16 protein-coding genes and 3 pseudogenes are annotated in these 13,895 nt (G+C 69.9%); 13 read left to right on the forward strand and 6 right to left on the reverse strand.

Annotated elements, in window-relative coordinates; all coding sequences use genetic code 11:
* Nucleotides 1-56: 56 nt before the first annotated feature.
* Nucleotides 57-1,139 (reverse strand): sensor histidine kinase, encoded by a 1,083-nt coding sequence (locus tag ACQPXS_RS35730; protein ID WP_433453605.1) that lies wholly within the window; start codon nucleotides 1,137-1,139, stop codon nucleotides 57-59.
* Nucleotides 1,136-1,903, reverse strand: a complete 768-nt coding sequence (locus ACQPXS_RS35735) for a response regulator transcription factor (RefSeq protein ID WP_433453607.1) — start codon at nucleotides 1,901-1,903, stop codon at nucleotides 1,136-1,138. The genes ACQPXS_RS35730 and ACQPXS_RS35735 overlap by 4 nt, the downstream gene beginning before the upstream one ends.
* A gap of 120 nt (nucleotides 1,904-2,023) precedes the next feature.
* On the opposite strand from ACQPXS_RS35735, the gene ACQPXS_RS35740 reads away from it, so the two are divergent.
* The 8 genes and pseudogenes from ACQPXS_RS35740 to ACQPXS_RS35775 form a co-directional block, all read left to right on the forward strand.
* The gene (locus ACQPXS_RS35740; RefSeq protein WP_433453608.1) at nucleotides 2,024-3,025 is read left to right on the forward strand and encodes a DUF1259 domain-containing protein; all 1,002 of its coding nucleotides are present in this window, start codon (nucleotides 2,024-2,026) and stop codon (nucleotides 3,023-3,025) included.
* The gene (locus tag ACQPXS_RS35745; RefSeq protein WP_433453610.1) at nucleotides 3,022-3,387 is read left to right on the forward strand and encodes a hypothetical protein; all 366 of its coding nucleotides are present in this window, start codon (nucleotides 3,022-3,024) and stop codon (nucleotides 3,385-3,387) included. Before ACQPXS_RS35740 ends, ACQPXS_RS35745 begins: the two co-directional genes overlap by 4 nt.
* 86 nt (nucleotides 3,388-3,473) lie before the next feature.
* Nucleotides 3,474-4,517 carry a hypothetical protein gene (locus ACQPXS_RS35750; protein ID WP_433453611.1) on the forward strand — a complete coding sequence of 348 codons (1,044 nt, stop codon included), beginning with the start codon at nucleotides 3,474-3,476 and terminating at the stop codon, nucleotides 4,515-4,517.
* 89 nt (nucleotides 4,518-4,606) lie between these two features.
* A complete protein-coding gene (locus tag ACQPXS_RS35755) occupies nucleotides 4,607-5,284 on the forward strand; it encodes an ABC transporter ATP-binding protein (protein ID WP_433453613.1) in 678 nt (225 codons plus the stop codon).
* A complete protein-coding gene (locus ACQPXS_RS35760) occupies nucleotides 5,281-6,066 on the forward strand; it encodes an ABC transporter permease (protein WP_433453615.1) in 786 nt (261 codons plus the stop codon). The genes ACQPXS_RS35755 and ACQPXS_RS35760 overlap by 4 nt, the downstream gene beginning before the upstream one ends.
* Nucleotides 6,067-6,659: 593 nt before the next feature.
* Nucleotides 6,660-7,181: an IS110 family transposase gene (locus ACQPXS_RS35765; protein ID WP_433453616.1), complete on the forward strand. Its 522-nt coding sequence runs from the start codon at nucleotides 6,660-6,662 to the stop codon at nucleotides 7,179-7,181.
* The gene (locus tag ACQPXS_RS35770; RefSeq protein WP_433453617.1) at nucleotides 7,132-7,689 is read left to right on the forward strand and encodes a transposase; all 558 of its coding nucleotides are present in this window, start codon (nucleotides 7,132-7,134) and stop codon (nucleotides 7,687-7,689) included. The genes ACQPXS_RS35765 and ACQPXS_RS35770 overlap by 50 nt, the downstream gene beginning before the upstream one ends.
* A gap of 301 nt (nucleotides 7,690-7,990) precedes the next feature.
* A pseudogene (locus ACQPXS_RS35775) lies at nucleotides 7,991-8,234 on the forward strand (transposase); the annotation flags it as partial.
* Nucleotides 8,235-8,296: 62 nt separating this feature from the next.
* Here the strand turns inward: ACQPXS_RS35775 and ACQPXS_RS35780 are convergent.
* Nucleotides 8,297-8,560 (reverse strand): GlsB/YeaQ/YmgE family stress response membrane protein, encoded by a 264-nt coding sequence (locus tag ACQPXS_RS35780; protein ID WP_383669914.1) that lies wholly within the window; start codon nucleotides 8,558-8,560, stop codon nucleotides 8,297-8,299.
* Nucleotides 8,561-8,841: 281 nt separating this feature from the next.
* On the opposite strand from ACQPXS_RS35780, the pseudogene ACQPXS_RS35785 reads away from it, so the two are divergent.
* A pseudogene (locus tag ACQPXS_RS35785) lies at nucleotides 8,842-8,931 on the forward strand (ion transporter); the annotation flags it as partial.
* Between the two features lie 202 nt (nucleotides 8,932-9,133).
* Nucleotides 9,134-9,589: a tellurite resistance TerB family protein gene (locus tag ACQPXS_RS35790; RefSeq protein ID WP_383669916.1), complete on the forward strand. Its 456-nt coding sequence runs from the start codon at nucleotides 9,134-9,136 to the stop codon at nucleotides 9,587-9,589.
* A gap of 81 nt (nucleotides 9,590-9,670) precedes the next feature.
* On the opposite strand, the gene ACQPXS_RS35795 is transcribed toward ACQPXS_RS35790, so the two are convergent.
* Together ACQPXS_RS35795 and ACQPXS_RS35800 are read right to left on the reverse strand one after the other, a co-directional pair.
* On the reverse strand, nucleotides 9,671-10,603 hold the full coding sequence (locus ACQPXS_RS35795) for a M56 family metallopeptidase (protein WP_433453618.1): 933 nt from the start codon (nucleotides 10,601-10,603) through the stop codon (nucleotides 9,671-9,673).
* A gap of 6 nt (nucleotides 10,604-10,609) precedes the next feature.
* Nucleotides 10,610-10,993: a BlaI/MecI/CopY family transcriptional regulator gene (locus ACQPXS_RS35800; protein WP_433453620.1), complete on the reverse strand. Its 384-nt coding sequence runs from the start codon at nucleotides 10,991-10,993 to the stop codon at nucleotides 10,610-10,612.
* A gap of 215 nt (nucleotides 10,994-11,208) precedes the next feature.
* Here ACQPXS_RS35800 and ACQPXS_RS35805 point away from each other — a divergent pair, with 215 nt between their 5' ends.
* Both ACQPXS_RS35805 and ACQPXS_RS35810 read left to right on the forward strand, forming a co-directional pair.
* Nucleotides 11,209-11,784: a TerD family protein gene (locus tag ACQPXS_RS35805; protein ID WP_383669924.1), complete on the forward strand. Its 576-nt coding sequence runs from the start codon at nucleotides 11,209-11,211 to the stop codon at nucleotides 11,782-11,784.
* A gap of 47 nt (nucleotides 11,785-11,831) precedes the next feature.
* Nucleotides 11,832-12,416, forward strand: a complete 585-nt coding sequence (locus ACQPXS_RS35810; RefSeq protein WP_433453622.1) for a TerD family protein — start codon at nucleotides 11,832-11,834, stop codon at nucleotides 12,414-12,416.
* A 22-nt stretch (nucleotides 12,417-12,438) separates the two neighbouring features.
* On the opposite strand, the gene ACQPXS_RS35815 is transcribed toward ACQPXS_RS35810, so the two are convergent.
* The gene (locus ACQPXS_RS35815) at nucleotides 12,439-12,705 is read right to left on the reverse strand and encodes a GlsB/YeaQ/YmgE family stress response membrane protein (protein ID WP_383669931.1); all 267 of its coding nucleotides are present in this window, start codon (nucleotides 12,703-12,705) and stop codon (nucleotides 12,439-12,441) included.
* 243 nt (nucleotides 12,706-12,948) lie between these two features.
* Between ACQPXS_RS35815 and ACQPXS_RS35820 the strand changes: the two are divergent.
* Nucleotides 12,949-13,506 (forward strand): annotated as a pseudogene (locus tag ACQPXS_RS35820) (TerD family protein); the annotation flags it as partial.
* Nucleotides 13,507-13,895 lie beyond the last annotated feature (389 nt).

A 13,895-nucleotide genomic window follows, 5' to 3' on the forward strand; every position in this document is an offset into this window, starting at 1 on the left:
CCCCGCAGTCGGCTCCACACTCGGCGCAACCATGGTTGCACGGTGCTCGGGGTGCATCAAACGGACGCGGGCGGTTGCGGAAGGGCGGGGAGGGCGATCGATACGACGGCGCCGCCGTCGGGGTGGTTGAAGGCGCCGTAGTCGCCGCCGGCGGAGCGTGCGATGGCGGCGGTGATGGCCAGGCCGAGGCCGGTTCCGGTGGTGGCGCGGGAGCGGTCGGCCTGGGTGAAGCGGTCGAAGGCGTGGGGGAGGAAGTCGGGCGGGAAGCCGGGGCCGTGGTCGCGGACCTCGATGCGGATCTGCTTGTCGTGGGGGCGGGCGGTGACTTCGACGGGGCCGTGGCCGTGCTGCTGGGCGTTGTGGATCAGGTTGGTCACCGCCCGGTCGAGCCGGTCGCTGGGGACGGCGGCGGTCAGCCCGGCGGGGCAGTCGACGGTGATGGCCTTGTCGGGGGAGCCGTTGCGCAGGCGGGCCGCCACCCGGTGCAGAACGGGTGCCAGGTCGGGCACCGTTGACCCGGCCGGCGTGGTGTCGCGGCGATCGGTGCGGGCCAGGAGCAGCAGGTCCTCGGCGAGCTGGACCAGCCGTTCGGTCTCCTCGTGCGCGGATACCAGGGCGGCGTGCAATTCGGCGGCGTCGCGTGGGTGCCGTAGGGCGAGTTCGATCTCGGTGCGCAGCAGGCTGAGCGGGGTGCGCAGTTCGTGGCTGGCGTCGGCGACGAACAGGCGTTCGTGGTCGAGGGCGGTCTGGAGGCGGGTGAGCATGTCGTTGAGGGTGGTGGCCAGGCGGGCGATCTCGTCGCGGCTGGGCGGTACGTCGAGGCGGTGCTCGGGGGTGTCCTCGGTGACGGCGGCGGCCTGGGTGCGCATGCGTTCCACCGGGCGCAGGGCGGCTGCGGCGAGCAGGTAGGCGCCGATGGTGGCCAGGACGAAGACGATGGGCAGGGCGGTGAGCAGTTCGCGCACGAGGTCGTCGAGGGCTTCCTGTTGGGCCTGGTGGGCGATGCCCGTGCTCGCGCCGTACTCGGCCTGGGACTCGCGGAAGCGGCTGAGGGTGAGGTAGCCGGCGCCGGCCAGGACCAGGGCCATCACGGCGGCGAAGATCGCGGTGAGGCGGATGCGGAGCGGGATGCGGTTCATGACGTGCGGCTCGCGGGGGTGCGGCCGCCGTCGCGGCGGATCCGGTAGCCGGCTCCGCGGACGGTTTCGACGGCCTGGGTGCCGTAGGGGCGGTCGATCTTGTCGCGCAGGGCCTTGATGTGGGCGTCGACCACGTTGGAGCCGGGGCTGGTGCCCAGGTCCCAGCAGTGTTCGACGAGCATGGCGCGGGTCAGGACGGTGCCGGGGCGGCGCAGCAGCGCTTCGAGCAGGGCGTACTCCTTGGCGGTCAGGCAGATCTCCTCCTCCCCGCGGCGCACGGTCCGGGTGGCCGGGTCCAGGGACAGGTCGCCGGCGGTGAGGACGGCCGGGCGCTCGAACGGGCCACGGCGGATCATCACCCGCAGCCGCGCGAAGAGTTCCTCCAGACTGAACGGTTTGGTCAGGTAGTCATCTGCGCCGCCGTCCAGGCCGCGCACCCGGTCGGCGACGGCGTCTTTGGCGGTGAGCATCAGCACGGGCAGCCAGGTGCCACGTCTGCGGAGGGTGGCGCAGACCTCGAAGCCGCCCAGGCCGGGCAGCATCACGTCCAGCACCATCGCGTCGTAGATGGCCACGTCGGTGAGGGCGAGGGCCTGGGGGCCATCGGGGGCAGTGTCGACGGCATAGCCCTCCTCGGTCAGGGCCCGGCGCAGCAGGGCCCGCATCTTGGGCTCGTCCTCGACCACCAGGATCCGCATCGCACGTTCCCTCGTCCCGTCGTTGTCGCGCAGCTCGTCGCGCGGTTGACGATCCTTGCCGCTCATGAAGGTGGCATGAAGTCACCCGTTTGTCCGGGTGGCTCTTCATGGCAACTTCATCAGGGGTGGCTTCTGTGACCACATAGGCACCTTCGACTTCGACAACGATCTCGACGAGGAGTGGTCATGTCACCCCGTTCGATCACCAAGCCGGCCGCAGGGACGGCGGCCGCGCTCCTGCTGGTGACGGGCAGCGGCCTGCTGGCAGGCTGCGGTACCCAGGCGAGAAGCGATGCCGGCGGTACGAGTGTGGTCGGGGCGCAGGCCGCCGTCCGGCCGGGCCGCCTTCAGCAGGCCGTGCAGACGACGGAGAAGGACTGGAAGCCCGTCGCCGACGCCCTCGGCCGCACCGGAACGCTGATGAAGGGCACCGTCTACCACGTCGCGCTGCCCCGCAAGGACCTCAAGGTCACCACCGAGGGCGTCACCGTCAAGCCGGGCCTCTCTCTCGGCGGCTACGCGAACTTCGCCAAGTACCACGACGGCGCCATGCTCATGGGCGACCTGGTCGTCACCGAGGACGAGCTGCCCAAGGTCACCGACGCGCTCCAGGCCGCGGGCATCGAGCAGACCGCCCTGCACAAGCACCTGCTCCAGCAGTCCCCGGCCATTTGGTGGACCCACGTCCACGCCATGGGCGACCCGGTGAAACTGGCCCAGGGTCTGAAGTCCGCGCTGGACGCCACCGCCATACCGCCGGCCTCGCCGCCCCCGGCCACCCAGCCGCCCATCGCGCTGGACACCGCCGGCATCGACAAGGCGCTCGGCCGCAAGGGCACCGCGGACGGCGGCATCTACAAGTTCACCGTCGCCCGCAAGCAGGCCGTCAATGACGGCACGCACGTGCTGCCTGCCGCCCTCGGCCTGACCACCGGTATCAACTTCCAGCCGCTGGGCGGCAACAAGGCGGCCATCAACGGCGACTTCGTCATGACCGCACCCGAGGTGCAGAAGGTCATCCAGGCGCTGCGGAAGGGGAACATCGACATCGTCGAACTGCACAACCACTCCCTGACCGACCAGCCCCGCTTGTTCTATATGCACTTCTGGGCCACCGCCGACGGAGTCACCCTGGCCAAGGCCCTGCGCCCCGCCCTGGACGCGACCGCGCCGGCTCCCGCGTCGTGATCGGCTGGGGTCAGATCGGCTACGGCGCGGTACTGTCGGCCGTCCTCGCCGCCGTCCTCATCGCCATCGCCCGGGGCCGCGCCCGAGCGGTGGTGACAACGGGTGCGCTCGCCGCGGCCGTCGGGCCCCTCGCCTGGAACGCTATCCTGCGGGCCGCCCATGGGGACCAGTTCTTCACCGACGTACCCGTGATCGTCTTCCCGGTCAGCTGGCAGGACACCGGCTCCGGCGTCTTCACCCTCGCCGCCGCGTCCCTCGGCTACGGGCTGGGTCCGCTGGCCACCCAGCCGGCACGCACCAGCGTCCGCTACTCGCTGCTGGCCGCTGTCGCTGCCCTGCTGGTCGACATCTACTTGTACTGAACGGCCCGGTCGTTCCGCCGACCCGAACTCCTCCGGGCGGCGGGACGACCCTCCCACCTCACCGCCGACCCCTGGAAAGCCCGCCCATGATCCGTCGCCTTACTCCTCGCGCCCTGCTCGCCCTGGCGGCCGGCCTGGTCGTCGCCGTCGCCGCAGCCGTGGCCGGCGTGACGCTCACCCGCGGAAGCAGCCCGCCGCCGAAGGAGGCGCTGCCCCTCCGGTTGGTCAAGGAGATCGCCCTGCCCGGCGACAGCTCCCGCTTCGACTACGCCAGCCTCGATGCCGGCCGCGGCCTGCTGTTCATCGCCCACCTCGGCGCGAGCCAGGTCATCGAGGTGGACACCCACGCGGACAAGGTCGTGCGGACCATCAGCGACCTGCCCGGCGTCCACGGCGTCCTGGTCGTCCCCGCCCTGCACCGGGTGTACGCCACCGCCAGTGACGCAAACCAGGTCGCCGCCATCGACGAGACCACCGGCAAGGTCCTGCACCGCAGCCCCACCGGCGACACCCCCGACGGTCTGGCCTACGACCCGTTGCACAACACGGTGTGGACCACCAACGAATCCGGCGGCTCCGAGACCGTCGTCGACGCCAACAGCGGAACGGTCCACGGCACCGTCACTCTCGGCGGCGAGGCCGGCAACGTCGCCTACGACCCCACCACCAGGCAGATGCTCGTCGACGTCCAGACCCGCAACGAACTCGCCGTGATCGACCCCGCCACTCTCCACATCACCCGCCGCGTCCCGCTGCCCGGCTGCGACCACGACCACGGTCTGGCCCTCGCCCCCGCCGACCGGCTCGCCTTCGTCGCCTGCGACGGCAACGCCCGCCTGCTGACCCTGGACCTGACCAGCTGGCGCGTCACCCGCACCGATCAGGTCGGCCAGGACCCCGACGTCCTCGCCTACGACCCCGCCGCCCGCCACCTCTACGTCGCCGCCGAATCGGGCTGGGTCACCACCGCCGACAACCGCAACCGGCACCCGACCGTCACCGGCCGCGCCCACCTGGCCGACGGCGCGCACGTCGTCGCCGTCGACTCCACCACCCACCGCAGCTACTACCCCGTCCCGCACGGCTCCGGCGGACACCCGGCCCTCCTGATCTATCAGCCGACTCGATGAAGCCGGCCGACATGCATCGCTGCTGACAGCGCCTACCAGGTTCGTGTAACCATGGTTGCATCAAGTTGTGGGCGGTGGAGGTGGCACCCGTGGAGTCGAGCGCGTTCGCCCTGGAACAGGTCACCGTGCGACGCGGTGAGGCGATCCTGCTGGAGGAGATCACCTGCCGCATCCCCGCATCGGCCTGCACCGCCCTGGTCGGGGCGAGCGGCGCGGGCAAGACGACCTTCCTGCGCCTGCTCAACCGGCTCGAAGAACCCACGACCGGCACGGTCATCTTCCAGGACCGTCCCCTGCCGGACTGGGACGTGCTGACCCTGCGCCGCCACGTCACCCTCGTCGGCCAGCAACCCGTCCTACTCACCGACACCGTCCTGGACGACCTACGCGTCGGCGCCCGCGACCTGGACCGGCACGAAGCGGCGGCTCTGCTGGACCGCGCTCACCTACCCGCCGCCTACCTCGACCGCCCCACCACCAATCTCTCCGGCGGCGAGGCACAACGCGTCTGCCTGGCCCGGGCCCTGGCCGTCAGCCCTCGGGCGCTGCTGCTGGACGAACCCACTTCAGCCCTCGACGCCGTCGGCACCACCGCCGTCGAGGGCGTCATACGCGAACTGGTCGCCGACGGACTGACCGTGGTGCTGGTCAGCCACAACACCGCACAGGCCCGCCGCGTCTCCGACCATGTCCTCGTACTCGACCACGGCCGCCTCGCCGAACAGGGCGAAGCCCACCACGTCGACTACCTCAGGGAGCCCGCGTGAACCCCGCCGTCCCCACCTGGGCGGGAGTCGCCGCCTCGGCCGCCCTCATCGCCCTCACCGTCGCCGTGGCCTGGCACGGCCGCCTCCACCTTGTCCGCGACATCACCCTCGCCGCAGTCCGAGCCGCTCTTCAACTTGCCGCGGTCGGCGCCCTGTTGCTCCTGGTCTTCCAGCACACCGGACTCGCCGGAGCCATCGGCTGGCTCGCCCTCATGGTCCTGATCGCCGGCCGGGTCGCCGCCCGCCGTGCCTCCGCCCTGCCGAGGGTCCTCCCCACGGCGACCGCCGCGATCACCGTCGGCACGGCGGCGACCATGGGCACCCTGCTCGCCCTCGGCGTGATCGCCACCCAGGCCCGCGTCGTCATCCCCGTCGGCGGCATGGTCGTCTCCGGCGCCATGCAGGCCACCGCCCTCGCCCTGACCCGCCTGTACGACGAGGTCCGCACCGCCCGCCCCGCCATCGAGGCCCGCCTCAGCCTCGGCCTCGCAGCCACCGACGCCTTTGCCCCGCACCAGCGCACCATCGTCCGTACGGCCCTGATCCCCGCCCTCGACTCCACCAAGACCGTCGGTGTCATCAGCCTCCCCGGCGCCATGACCGGCCTCATCCTCGCCGGAGTCGACCCCCTCACCGCGATCCGCTACCAGATCGTCGTGATGTACATGCTGCTCGCCGCCGCAGCGCTCGCCGCACTCATCGCTGTGCGACTCTCCGAACACGCCTTGTTCGACGACGCACACCGGCTGCGCCCGCTCGCCGCAAAGTCCGCCAGCGCCTGACCTCGCACAACCTGTCCGACGCCTTCCGGTCTGCTGTCCCAGTCGGCGATCTGTGGCTGGAGACGGGGCGTCACATTCAGCGCTGGCCCCGGCGCCGACCGGTGTATTGCAGGATCCCGGGTGCGGGGCTGCCGGCCACTGCCGTTGAAGCGGACCACGAGGCTGTCCGTCATGCCGGTCATGAGTGGACGAAGAGTCGACTTGTAGTCAGCCCGTCCAGGCCGGGTTGAGCGTCGGTTCGTTCGAAGCCATCCGGCGGTGATCGGATCATGCCGTTGTGGCGGGATCGATGGGACGGTTGCGCTGTGCCGTCCCGGACGGGGGTCTGACTCATGAGATCTATGACCGCAGTGTCCAGTCACTGGCTTGTCGACTGTCGTTGCGGGATGGCGTCTGCAGGTACCGAGCCACAGGGCGTGTCCCCATAGGGGCCTTGCCGTCTTTCAGGGCGTCATCACGGTTCAGACCGCCCGAGCGGGCCGGTGCCATCCACCCAGCACGTCACCACGCGGGAGGCGAATCACCATGAGACCAGACAGCGCAGCACCTCCTCCAGCACCGATCCGCCCAATCGGGGCGAGGTTGTTCTGGGCGTGGACACGCACGGTGAGGTGCACGTCGCCGCCGTGGTCTCCCCGCTTGGGAAGGTACTGGGCACCGGGTCCTTTCCGGCGACGGCGGCCGGCTACCGTCGGCTGCTCGTCTGGGCCCGCAAGCGGGGGACGGTGCGCCGGGCCGGTGTGGAGGGCACAGGCACCTTCGGAGCGGGCCTGTCCCGCTACCTGCTGGCTCAGCACGTCGAAGTGATCGAAGTGAACCGGCCGGACCGCACGGCCCGCCGGCTGCTCGGCAAGTCGGACCCGCTCGATGCGCAAGCTGCCGCGCGGGCCGTGCTCAGCGGTCGCGCCCGGGCCCGGGCAAAAGCCGGCGACGGACCGGTGCACAGCGCCCGGATGTTCAAACTCGCCAAGGACTCGGCGGTCAAGGCCCGCACCCAGGCGATCAACCAGCTCAAAGCCGTTCTGGTCATCGCCGGCCCCCGCCCTGCGGGAGCGGCTGTCGAGCTTGGGCAATGCCGACTTGTTCCGCACCTGTGCGCGCCTGGGCCTACGTGACGGTGAGGGCGACGATGACGTGGTGGCCCAGGCCACCCACATGGCGTTGCGCATGCTGGCCGAGCGCATCGAACAGCTCACCGGGCAGATCGACGAGCTGAACCAACGCATAACCCGGCTCGTCGAACTTCACGCCCCACAGCTACTCGTACCGGTGGGCATCGGTCCGGACAGCGCCGTCACCCTGCTGATCACCATGGGAGACAACCCCGAGCGGCTGAACACGGAGGCTTCCTTTGCTGCCCTTTGCGGAGTCAGTCCCGTCGAGTGTTCCTCTGGCCGTAGGAGCACGCGTCGGCTCAACTACGGCGGCGACCGCCAGGCGAACGCGGCCCTGCACCGCATCGTCTTCACCCGCCTGCGCCACGACCCGCGCACCCAGGCGTACTTCGCACGCCGCAACCGGGAGGGCAAGACCCGGCGCGAGATCATCCGATGCCTCAAGCGATATGCCGCCCGAGAGGTGTTCAACCTGGTCAGGACGGTACCCAGAGTCCCCCTGTTATAGGGGCGTCAGTGATACGGCGAGGCCCCGCCGGCGTCCGCCCACGGGACCGCTACGCGGAGCCATGAGACGACGAAGCCGCACCGGAGCGCTCCGGTGCGGCTTCGTCTGAGAGCGGATGCTCCGGCGCGCACGATGCGGTCGGCGCCGCACGCGGTTCGTGTTCCTGTGACGCTCTCAGGGCGCGCCGACTTTGCGATCGCACTCGCCCCGAGGTGCGGTGCCGCAGGGCTGCCCCACCCAGGCGCCGAAGGAACGAACCGGTACCTTTCACTCCGGCCCGGCGCATCGGACACGGTGTAAAAAGTGGCGGGCGCTGCCCAAGGACTTCCCGCCCTGGCGGACCTGCTACGGGTTAACGGCCCGCTGGGCTGCCGCCGGGTCATCGGGCAGATCTGTGACCAGCTTCGCAAGCGGATCCGCCGGGAGATGGGCGGGGCGCCTGGCGCGGTCGCCACCGTGATCGCTCCCAGTTGGTCAAGGCCGCCGAGACCGCCGGCAAGGACTCGCGAGGCTATGGCGGCGCGAACAGCCCAGCCCGCCGGAGGGCGGCCCGGGGCCGGCTGCCGGTGTCCGCCTGGCACAGCTACTTGCTGTCGCCACCTGGTGTTCAGCGGCGGGCCTTGGCGCGGTCCAGGGCGGCGACGCCGAGGGCGGCGAGCGCGATCTGGATGAGCCATTCGATCCAGTCGACGCCCTTGGTGTCGGCGACGCCGATGCCTGCGGCGATGGCGGAGCCGATGAGGGCTGCCACGATGCCGATGAGGATGGTCCACAGGATGCCGATGTGCTGGCGTCCGGGGACGACGAGCCGGCCGAGGACCCCGATGACGATGCCGATGACGATCGCGCTGATGATGCCGGAGATCTCCATGTCCGCCCCTTAGTCGCTCCTGTCTGCGGTTACATCTGCCCTGTGGGGACGGGGGTAGTCCGTTCCGCTTCGATGCCGGGTGGCGCTGACGCATGGGTGTGCTCGCGTTCATGGTCGTCCAGGGCGCGGTGGGCTATAGCGATGCGGTCGAGCAGTGCCTGCCTCTCGGCCCGCGCCCATGGCGTGCGGTCAGCAGTGGTCGTCAAACGTCGCGGCAAGACCTCAAAGAGGGGGCGAAAACACAGGCCAGAGGCCATGCATCTACCAAGCGCCGTCGCTTCCTCGTCGATGCACTGCTGCTGCACGTCTACGCGATGGTCGGCTGGGTCTTCTTCGCCCGCCACCACCCGCAGCCCTACGGCTCCGTCGGTGTCGACGTGGAGGCTCCCTCATGCACGCTTCGAAGCGCACATCAGGGAGCGTTCGGTCCGCGTCACGCGTTAGTCGGTCTAGGGGGAGGAGAGTGATCTCTCTCCCTGCTATCTTCTACAATATTGTAGAAGTTGATTCGGCTGCCGAGGGTTTGCCTGCCTGCGGGCTCACTGCGGCGGCCCTTGAGCAAGGGGAGTCGATATGGCCCTGTGGGACCGCATCAAGGATTCGGCGTCGCAGATGCAGACCCAGTTGGTGGCGAAGAAGAACGACCTCAAAAGCGGCGCGTTCCGCGACGCGAGCATGGCGATGTGTGCCCTGGTCGCGGCCGCCGACGGGAAGATTGACCCGTCCGAGCGGCAGCGTGTCGCGCAGCTGATCTTCAGCAACGAGGTGTTGCAGAACTTCCCCGCCGACGACCTTCAGCGCCGCTTCGAGGACAACCTCAACAAGCTGACCGCCGACTTCGACTTCGGCAAGGTGAGCGTGCTGCAGGAGGTCGCCAAGGCGAAGAAGAAGCCGGCCGAGGCCCGTGCCGTGATCCAGATCGGGATCGTCATCGGTGGCGCCGACGGCGACTTCGACGCCACCGAGCGCGCGGTGGTCAAGGATGCCTGCTTCGCGTTGGGGCTGCCGCCCCACGAGTTCGACCTCTGAGCGAACAACCCTCACCACGCGCGTCGTCGGGCCCGGCAGGGATGGACTACCTGCCGGGCCCGCTGCTGTGGCGTCTCGGCATCAGAGCGGCGTCGCCGTGTGCAGCAGGAGTAGCAGGGTGAACGCCGAGTTGGCGGAGAACGTCGCCGAGAGCAGGACTCCGGTGGCCGCGGTCCACAGGGCCAGGCCCGCCGCGGTGAAGGTCGGCGGCCAGGTGCGCACGGCTGGCTCCGGTTCGAGCAGGGCCGCGACCCGGCGGGGGAGCGGGCCCGGGGCGGCGAGGCCGGCGAGGGTGGGCGTGGGTGTGCTGCGCGAGACGAGCGCCGCCTTGCCGATCGCGCGGGCGACCACCTTGCGACTGGCGACGGCTTGGGCGGCTTCCTCGTCGGCCCACCGTTCCACCGTGTAGGCGACGGCCTTCCGCAACGGCAGCAGGCACGGGTTGGCGCAGGCGGCCAGTCGTACGAGGAGAAGATGGCGGTGGTGCCGGGCCGCGAGGTGGCTGCGCTCGTGGGCGAACAGGGCCCGGCGCTCCCGGGAGGAGAGGCAGGCGAGCATGGTCGTGGACACCACGATCCGGTCGCGCAGGCCGCCCGGTAGCGCGTAGGCATACGGCTGGGGGTCGGGAAGTACGGCCACTTCCGTGGTGCGCAGCCCGTCCAGGGCCCGGTGGGCGCGCCACCGTACGCGGTAGTGGTGCAGCAGAGCCTGCCCGCAGGTGCCGATGACCGCGAAGAGCGCGGGGATGGCGGCCTTTCCGGCGACCTCGTGCCGCGGGACGCTCTCCCGCACCTCGGGATCCGACCAGCCGTCCGGCAGCGGGTTGCCGGGCAGCTGTGCGGTGCCGACGACCACCAGCAGCGCCAGGCACACCGTGCTGCACACCGCCATGACCGTGCAGACGCCTGTCAGCACCACCGTTGCGGTGCGGGGGTGGAGGCGCTGTGCGGCCAGGCGCGCGATGGGCCAGGCGGTTAAGGGCAGGACCAGTGGGAGGAAGACGAAGATTCCCATGCGCGCTCAGTCCTCGTCCGGGTCCTGGTCCAGCAGTTCGCGAAGCAGCTGCTCGTCGCCTTCGGGCAGCCCGGTGATGAAGCTGGCCAGCACCGCCCGGCGGTCCTGCTCGCCGTCCAGCACCCTGCGCATCTTCAGCGCGGCCAGTCCGGCCTCGTCCGCGGCCGGCATCCACACGAAGGAGCGTCCTTCACGCTTGCGCGTGACCGCGTGCTTCGCCAGCAGGCGGGCCAGCACCGTCATCACGGTCGTGTAGGCGAGGTCGGCGGCCAGCCGCTCCTGCACCCAGCCCGCGGTCACGGGGCCGTCGGCCTCATGCAGCACGCCGAGCACCTGCGTCTCCAGCGAGCCGTGCGCCCTGCGCCGCCGGCGCGGCTCCGGCTCCGTCACGCGGTCTCTCCCTTCTGCCTGCGGGGTTCGCCTCAACCCCTCACGTCGGAGGAGCGTCACATCGTACAAAGCGAGCGGCGGCCGTGACCTGCTCATACTTCCTTGCGGTGCTGTCTCTCCGTGCCGTCCACCCGCGATGTTTCTACAGTGTTGTAGATTCTAGGTGGGGTCCAGGGCAAGGACTCGAACCGATCGCGTGCGTGGAGGGACGAACCATGGGTGTTTCCCTGTCCAAGGGTGGCAACGTGTCGCTGAGCAAGGAGGCGCCGGGGCTGAGCGCGGTGCTGGTGGGGCTGGGCTGGGATGTGCGGACCACCACCGGCGCCGACTTCGACCTCGACGCCTCGGCACTGCTGCTGAACGCCTCCGGCAAGGTCGTCTCCGACCAGCACTTCGTCTTCTACAACAACCTCACCAGCCCGGACGGTTCGGTGGAGCACACCGGTGACAACCTCACCGGTGAGGGCGAGGGCGACGACGAGAGCATCAAGGTGAACCTCGCCGCCGTCCCCGCCGAGGTCGACAAGATCGTCTTCCCGGTGTCGATCCACGACGCAGAGGCGCGCGGCCAGAGCTTCGGCCAGGTCCGCAACGCCTTCATCCGTGTCGTCAACCAGTCCGGTGGCGCCGAACTGGCCCGCTACGACCTTTCCGAGGACGCCTCCACGGAGACCGCGATGGTCTTCGGTGAGCTGTACCGCAATGGCGCCGAGTGGAAGTTCCGGGCCGTCGGTCAGGGCTATGCCTCGGGTCTGGCGGGCATCGCCGCCGACTTCGGCGTCAACGTCTGAGGCGGGACCCGAGACGTAAACCGGACGACAGAAAGCGAGAGCCATCCGTGTCGGTCAATCTGAACAAGGGCCAGCAGATCAGCCTCAGCAAGTCCGACGGCACGGCGCTGAGCGCCGTCCGTATGGGCCTGGGCTGGCAGGCCGCGCAGCGCAAGGGGTTCCTGGCCAAGCTGGCCGGCGCCCGGGAGATCGACCTGGATGCCTCCGCCCTGCTGTTCGCCGACGGGCAGATGGTCGACGTGGTCTTCTTCCAGCACCTGGCCAGTCAGGACGGGTCCGTACGTCACCTGGGGGACAACCTCGTCGGCGGCACGGGCGCCGGGGGCGACGACGAGGTCATCCTGGTCGACCTCGGCCGGGTCCCAGGCCATGTCGACCAGATCGTCTTCACGGTGAACTCGTTCACCGGGCAGACCTTCGCCGAGGTGCAGAACGCCTTCTGCCGCCTGGTCGACGAGGCGACCGGGCAGGAACTCGCCCGCTACACCCTTAGTGGTGGTGGTGCGTACACGGCGCAGATCATGGCGAAGCTCTACCGGAACGGTGCCGGCTGGCAGTTGAAGGCCATCGGTGAACCGGCCGCCGGTCAGACCTTCCAGGATCTGCTGCCCGCCATCGTCGCCCATCTCTGAGCGACGGCCCCCAGGCGCCGGCTCAGTCGCGGGAGTCGCCGAAGAGGATGCGGTATCCGATGAGCAGCACCAGTGAACCCGCGATGGCCGCGCCCCACGTGTAGAGGTCGAAGAAGTGTTTCTCCACCGAGCGGTGGAGGAAGTGGGCCGAGAGCCAGCCGCCGATGAAGGATCCCGCGATGCCGATCAGAGTGGTGCCGATCAGACCGCCCGGGTCGCGGCCGGGGAGCAGGATCTTCGCGATGCCTCCGGCGAACAGGCCGAGGATGATCCAGCCGATGATGCCCACGGTGTTGTCCTCCAGTCGGTCCGCGCCGGCCAACACGCCAGGCGCAGACGTCGTTCATTGCTTGATTGCGCAAGAGGCTACGGAAGGTCTCTCAGCCATGGCCAGAGGTACTGACTGTTTGCCACTCAGTCGTTGGGGTCCTGTCACTTACTCATGACATTGCGCAAGCCGGGAACTGGAAGGGGTTAGGGTCACGTTGATCGCGATGACAGTGGGAAGCGGAAGCAGCTGCGGAGGGCGTGCATGAGTGTGTCCCTGACCAAGGGCGGCAATGTGTCGCTGAGCAAGCAGGCCCCCGGTCTGACTGCTGTCACGGTCGGGCTGGGCTGGCAGGCGAACACTGGGTATGAGCTGGACGCCAGCGCGATGCTCTGCGCCCCGTCCGGCAAGGTGCTGTCCGACGAGCACTTCGTCTTCTTCAACAACCTCAGCAGTCCTGACGGCTCGGTTCGCCACTCCGGCGGCGCTCGCCCGGCCGGCGAGGACGAGCAGCAGATCCAGGTCGACCTCACCCGGGTCCCGGCCGGCGTCGAGAAGATCGTCTTCCCGGTGTCTCTCTACGACGCCGCGAGCCGAGGACAGAGCTTTGGGCAGGTGCACCGGGCCCACATCCGGGTTTTCGACCAGGACAGTGGCGCGGAACTGGCCCGGTACGACCTGGCGGCCGGCGGCCTGTCGAACGAGACGGCCCTTGTCTTCGGCGAGCTGTACCGGCACGGCGCGGAATGGAAGTTCCGCGCGGTCGGCCAGGGCTACGCCTCCGGGCTGGCCGGCATCGCCGCGGACTACGGCGTGGACGTGCTGAGAGAGCAGACCCCGAGCCCGGCTCCTGCCACCTCACCGCAGGCGCGCAGCGGCAGTAGCACCTACCTGCCGCCCACCCCTGCTCCGCCGACACCGACGGTCGTCTCCCCGCCGCCCGCCCAGACGTTCGCCACATCACCGCAATCCACAGGGGGTTCCTCCGTGACCTGCTTCTTCGACCCCAACCACGGTCCCGGCATGACCACCGTGACCTGGTCGCCGCAGTGGGGTGTCCCGCGGCCGGTCCAGGCGTGTGGCGGCTGCGCCCAGCGGGTGCAGACCACGGCGCCGCCGTTCTACACCCCGCCCCAGCAGGGCTACCCGCAGCCCGCGCCGCAGGGCTATCCCCAGCAGGGGTACGGACAGCCGTATCCGGACCATCACGA

This window comes from Streptomyces sp. CA-142005 (assembly GCF_050942335.1).
Classification (GTDB): domain Bacteria; phylum Actinomycetota; class Actinomycetes; order Streptomycetales; family Streptomycetaceae; genus Streptomyces.

What these genes read in the sequence shown, in the direction of transcription:
- ACQPXS_RS35730 (WP_433453605.1), bottom strand. Translation starts at nt 1,139, where the DNA reads ATGAACCGCATCCCGCTCCGCATCCGCCTCACCGCGATCTTCGCCGCC.
- ACQPXS_RS35735 (WP_433453607.1), bottom strand. Translation starts at nt 1,903, where the DNA reads ATGAGCGGCAAGGATCGTCAACCGCGCGACGAGCTGCGCGACAACGAC.
- ACQPXS_RS35740 (WP_433453608.1), top strand. Translation starts at nt 2,024, where the DNA reads ATGTCACCCCGTTCGATCACCAAGCCGGCCGCAGGGACGGCGGCCGCG.
- ACQPXS_RS35750 (WP_433453611.1), top strand. Translation starts at nt 3,474, where the DNA reads ATGATCCGTCGCCTTACTCCTCGCGCCCTGCTCGCCCTGGCGGCCGGC.
- ACQPXS_RS35780 (WP_383669914.1), bottom strand. Translation starts at nt 8,560, where the DNA reads ATGGAGATCTCCGGCATCATCAGCGCGATCGTCATCGGCATCGTCATC.
- ACQPXS_RS35790 (WP_383669916.1), top strand. Translation starts at nt 9,134, where the DNA reads ATGGCCCTGTGGGACCGCATCAAGGATTCGGCGTCGCAGATGCAGACC.
- ACQPXS_RS35795 (WP_433453618.1), bottom strand. Translation starts at nt 10,603, where the DNA reads ATGGGAATCTTCGTCTTCCTCCCACTGGTCCTGCCCTTAACCGCCTGG.
- ACQPXS_RS35805 (WP_383669924.1), top strand. Translation starts at nt 11,209, where the DNA reads ATGGGTGTTTCCCTGTCCAAGGGTGGCAACGTGTCGCTGAGCAAGGAG.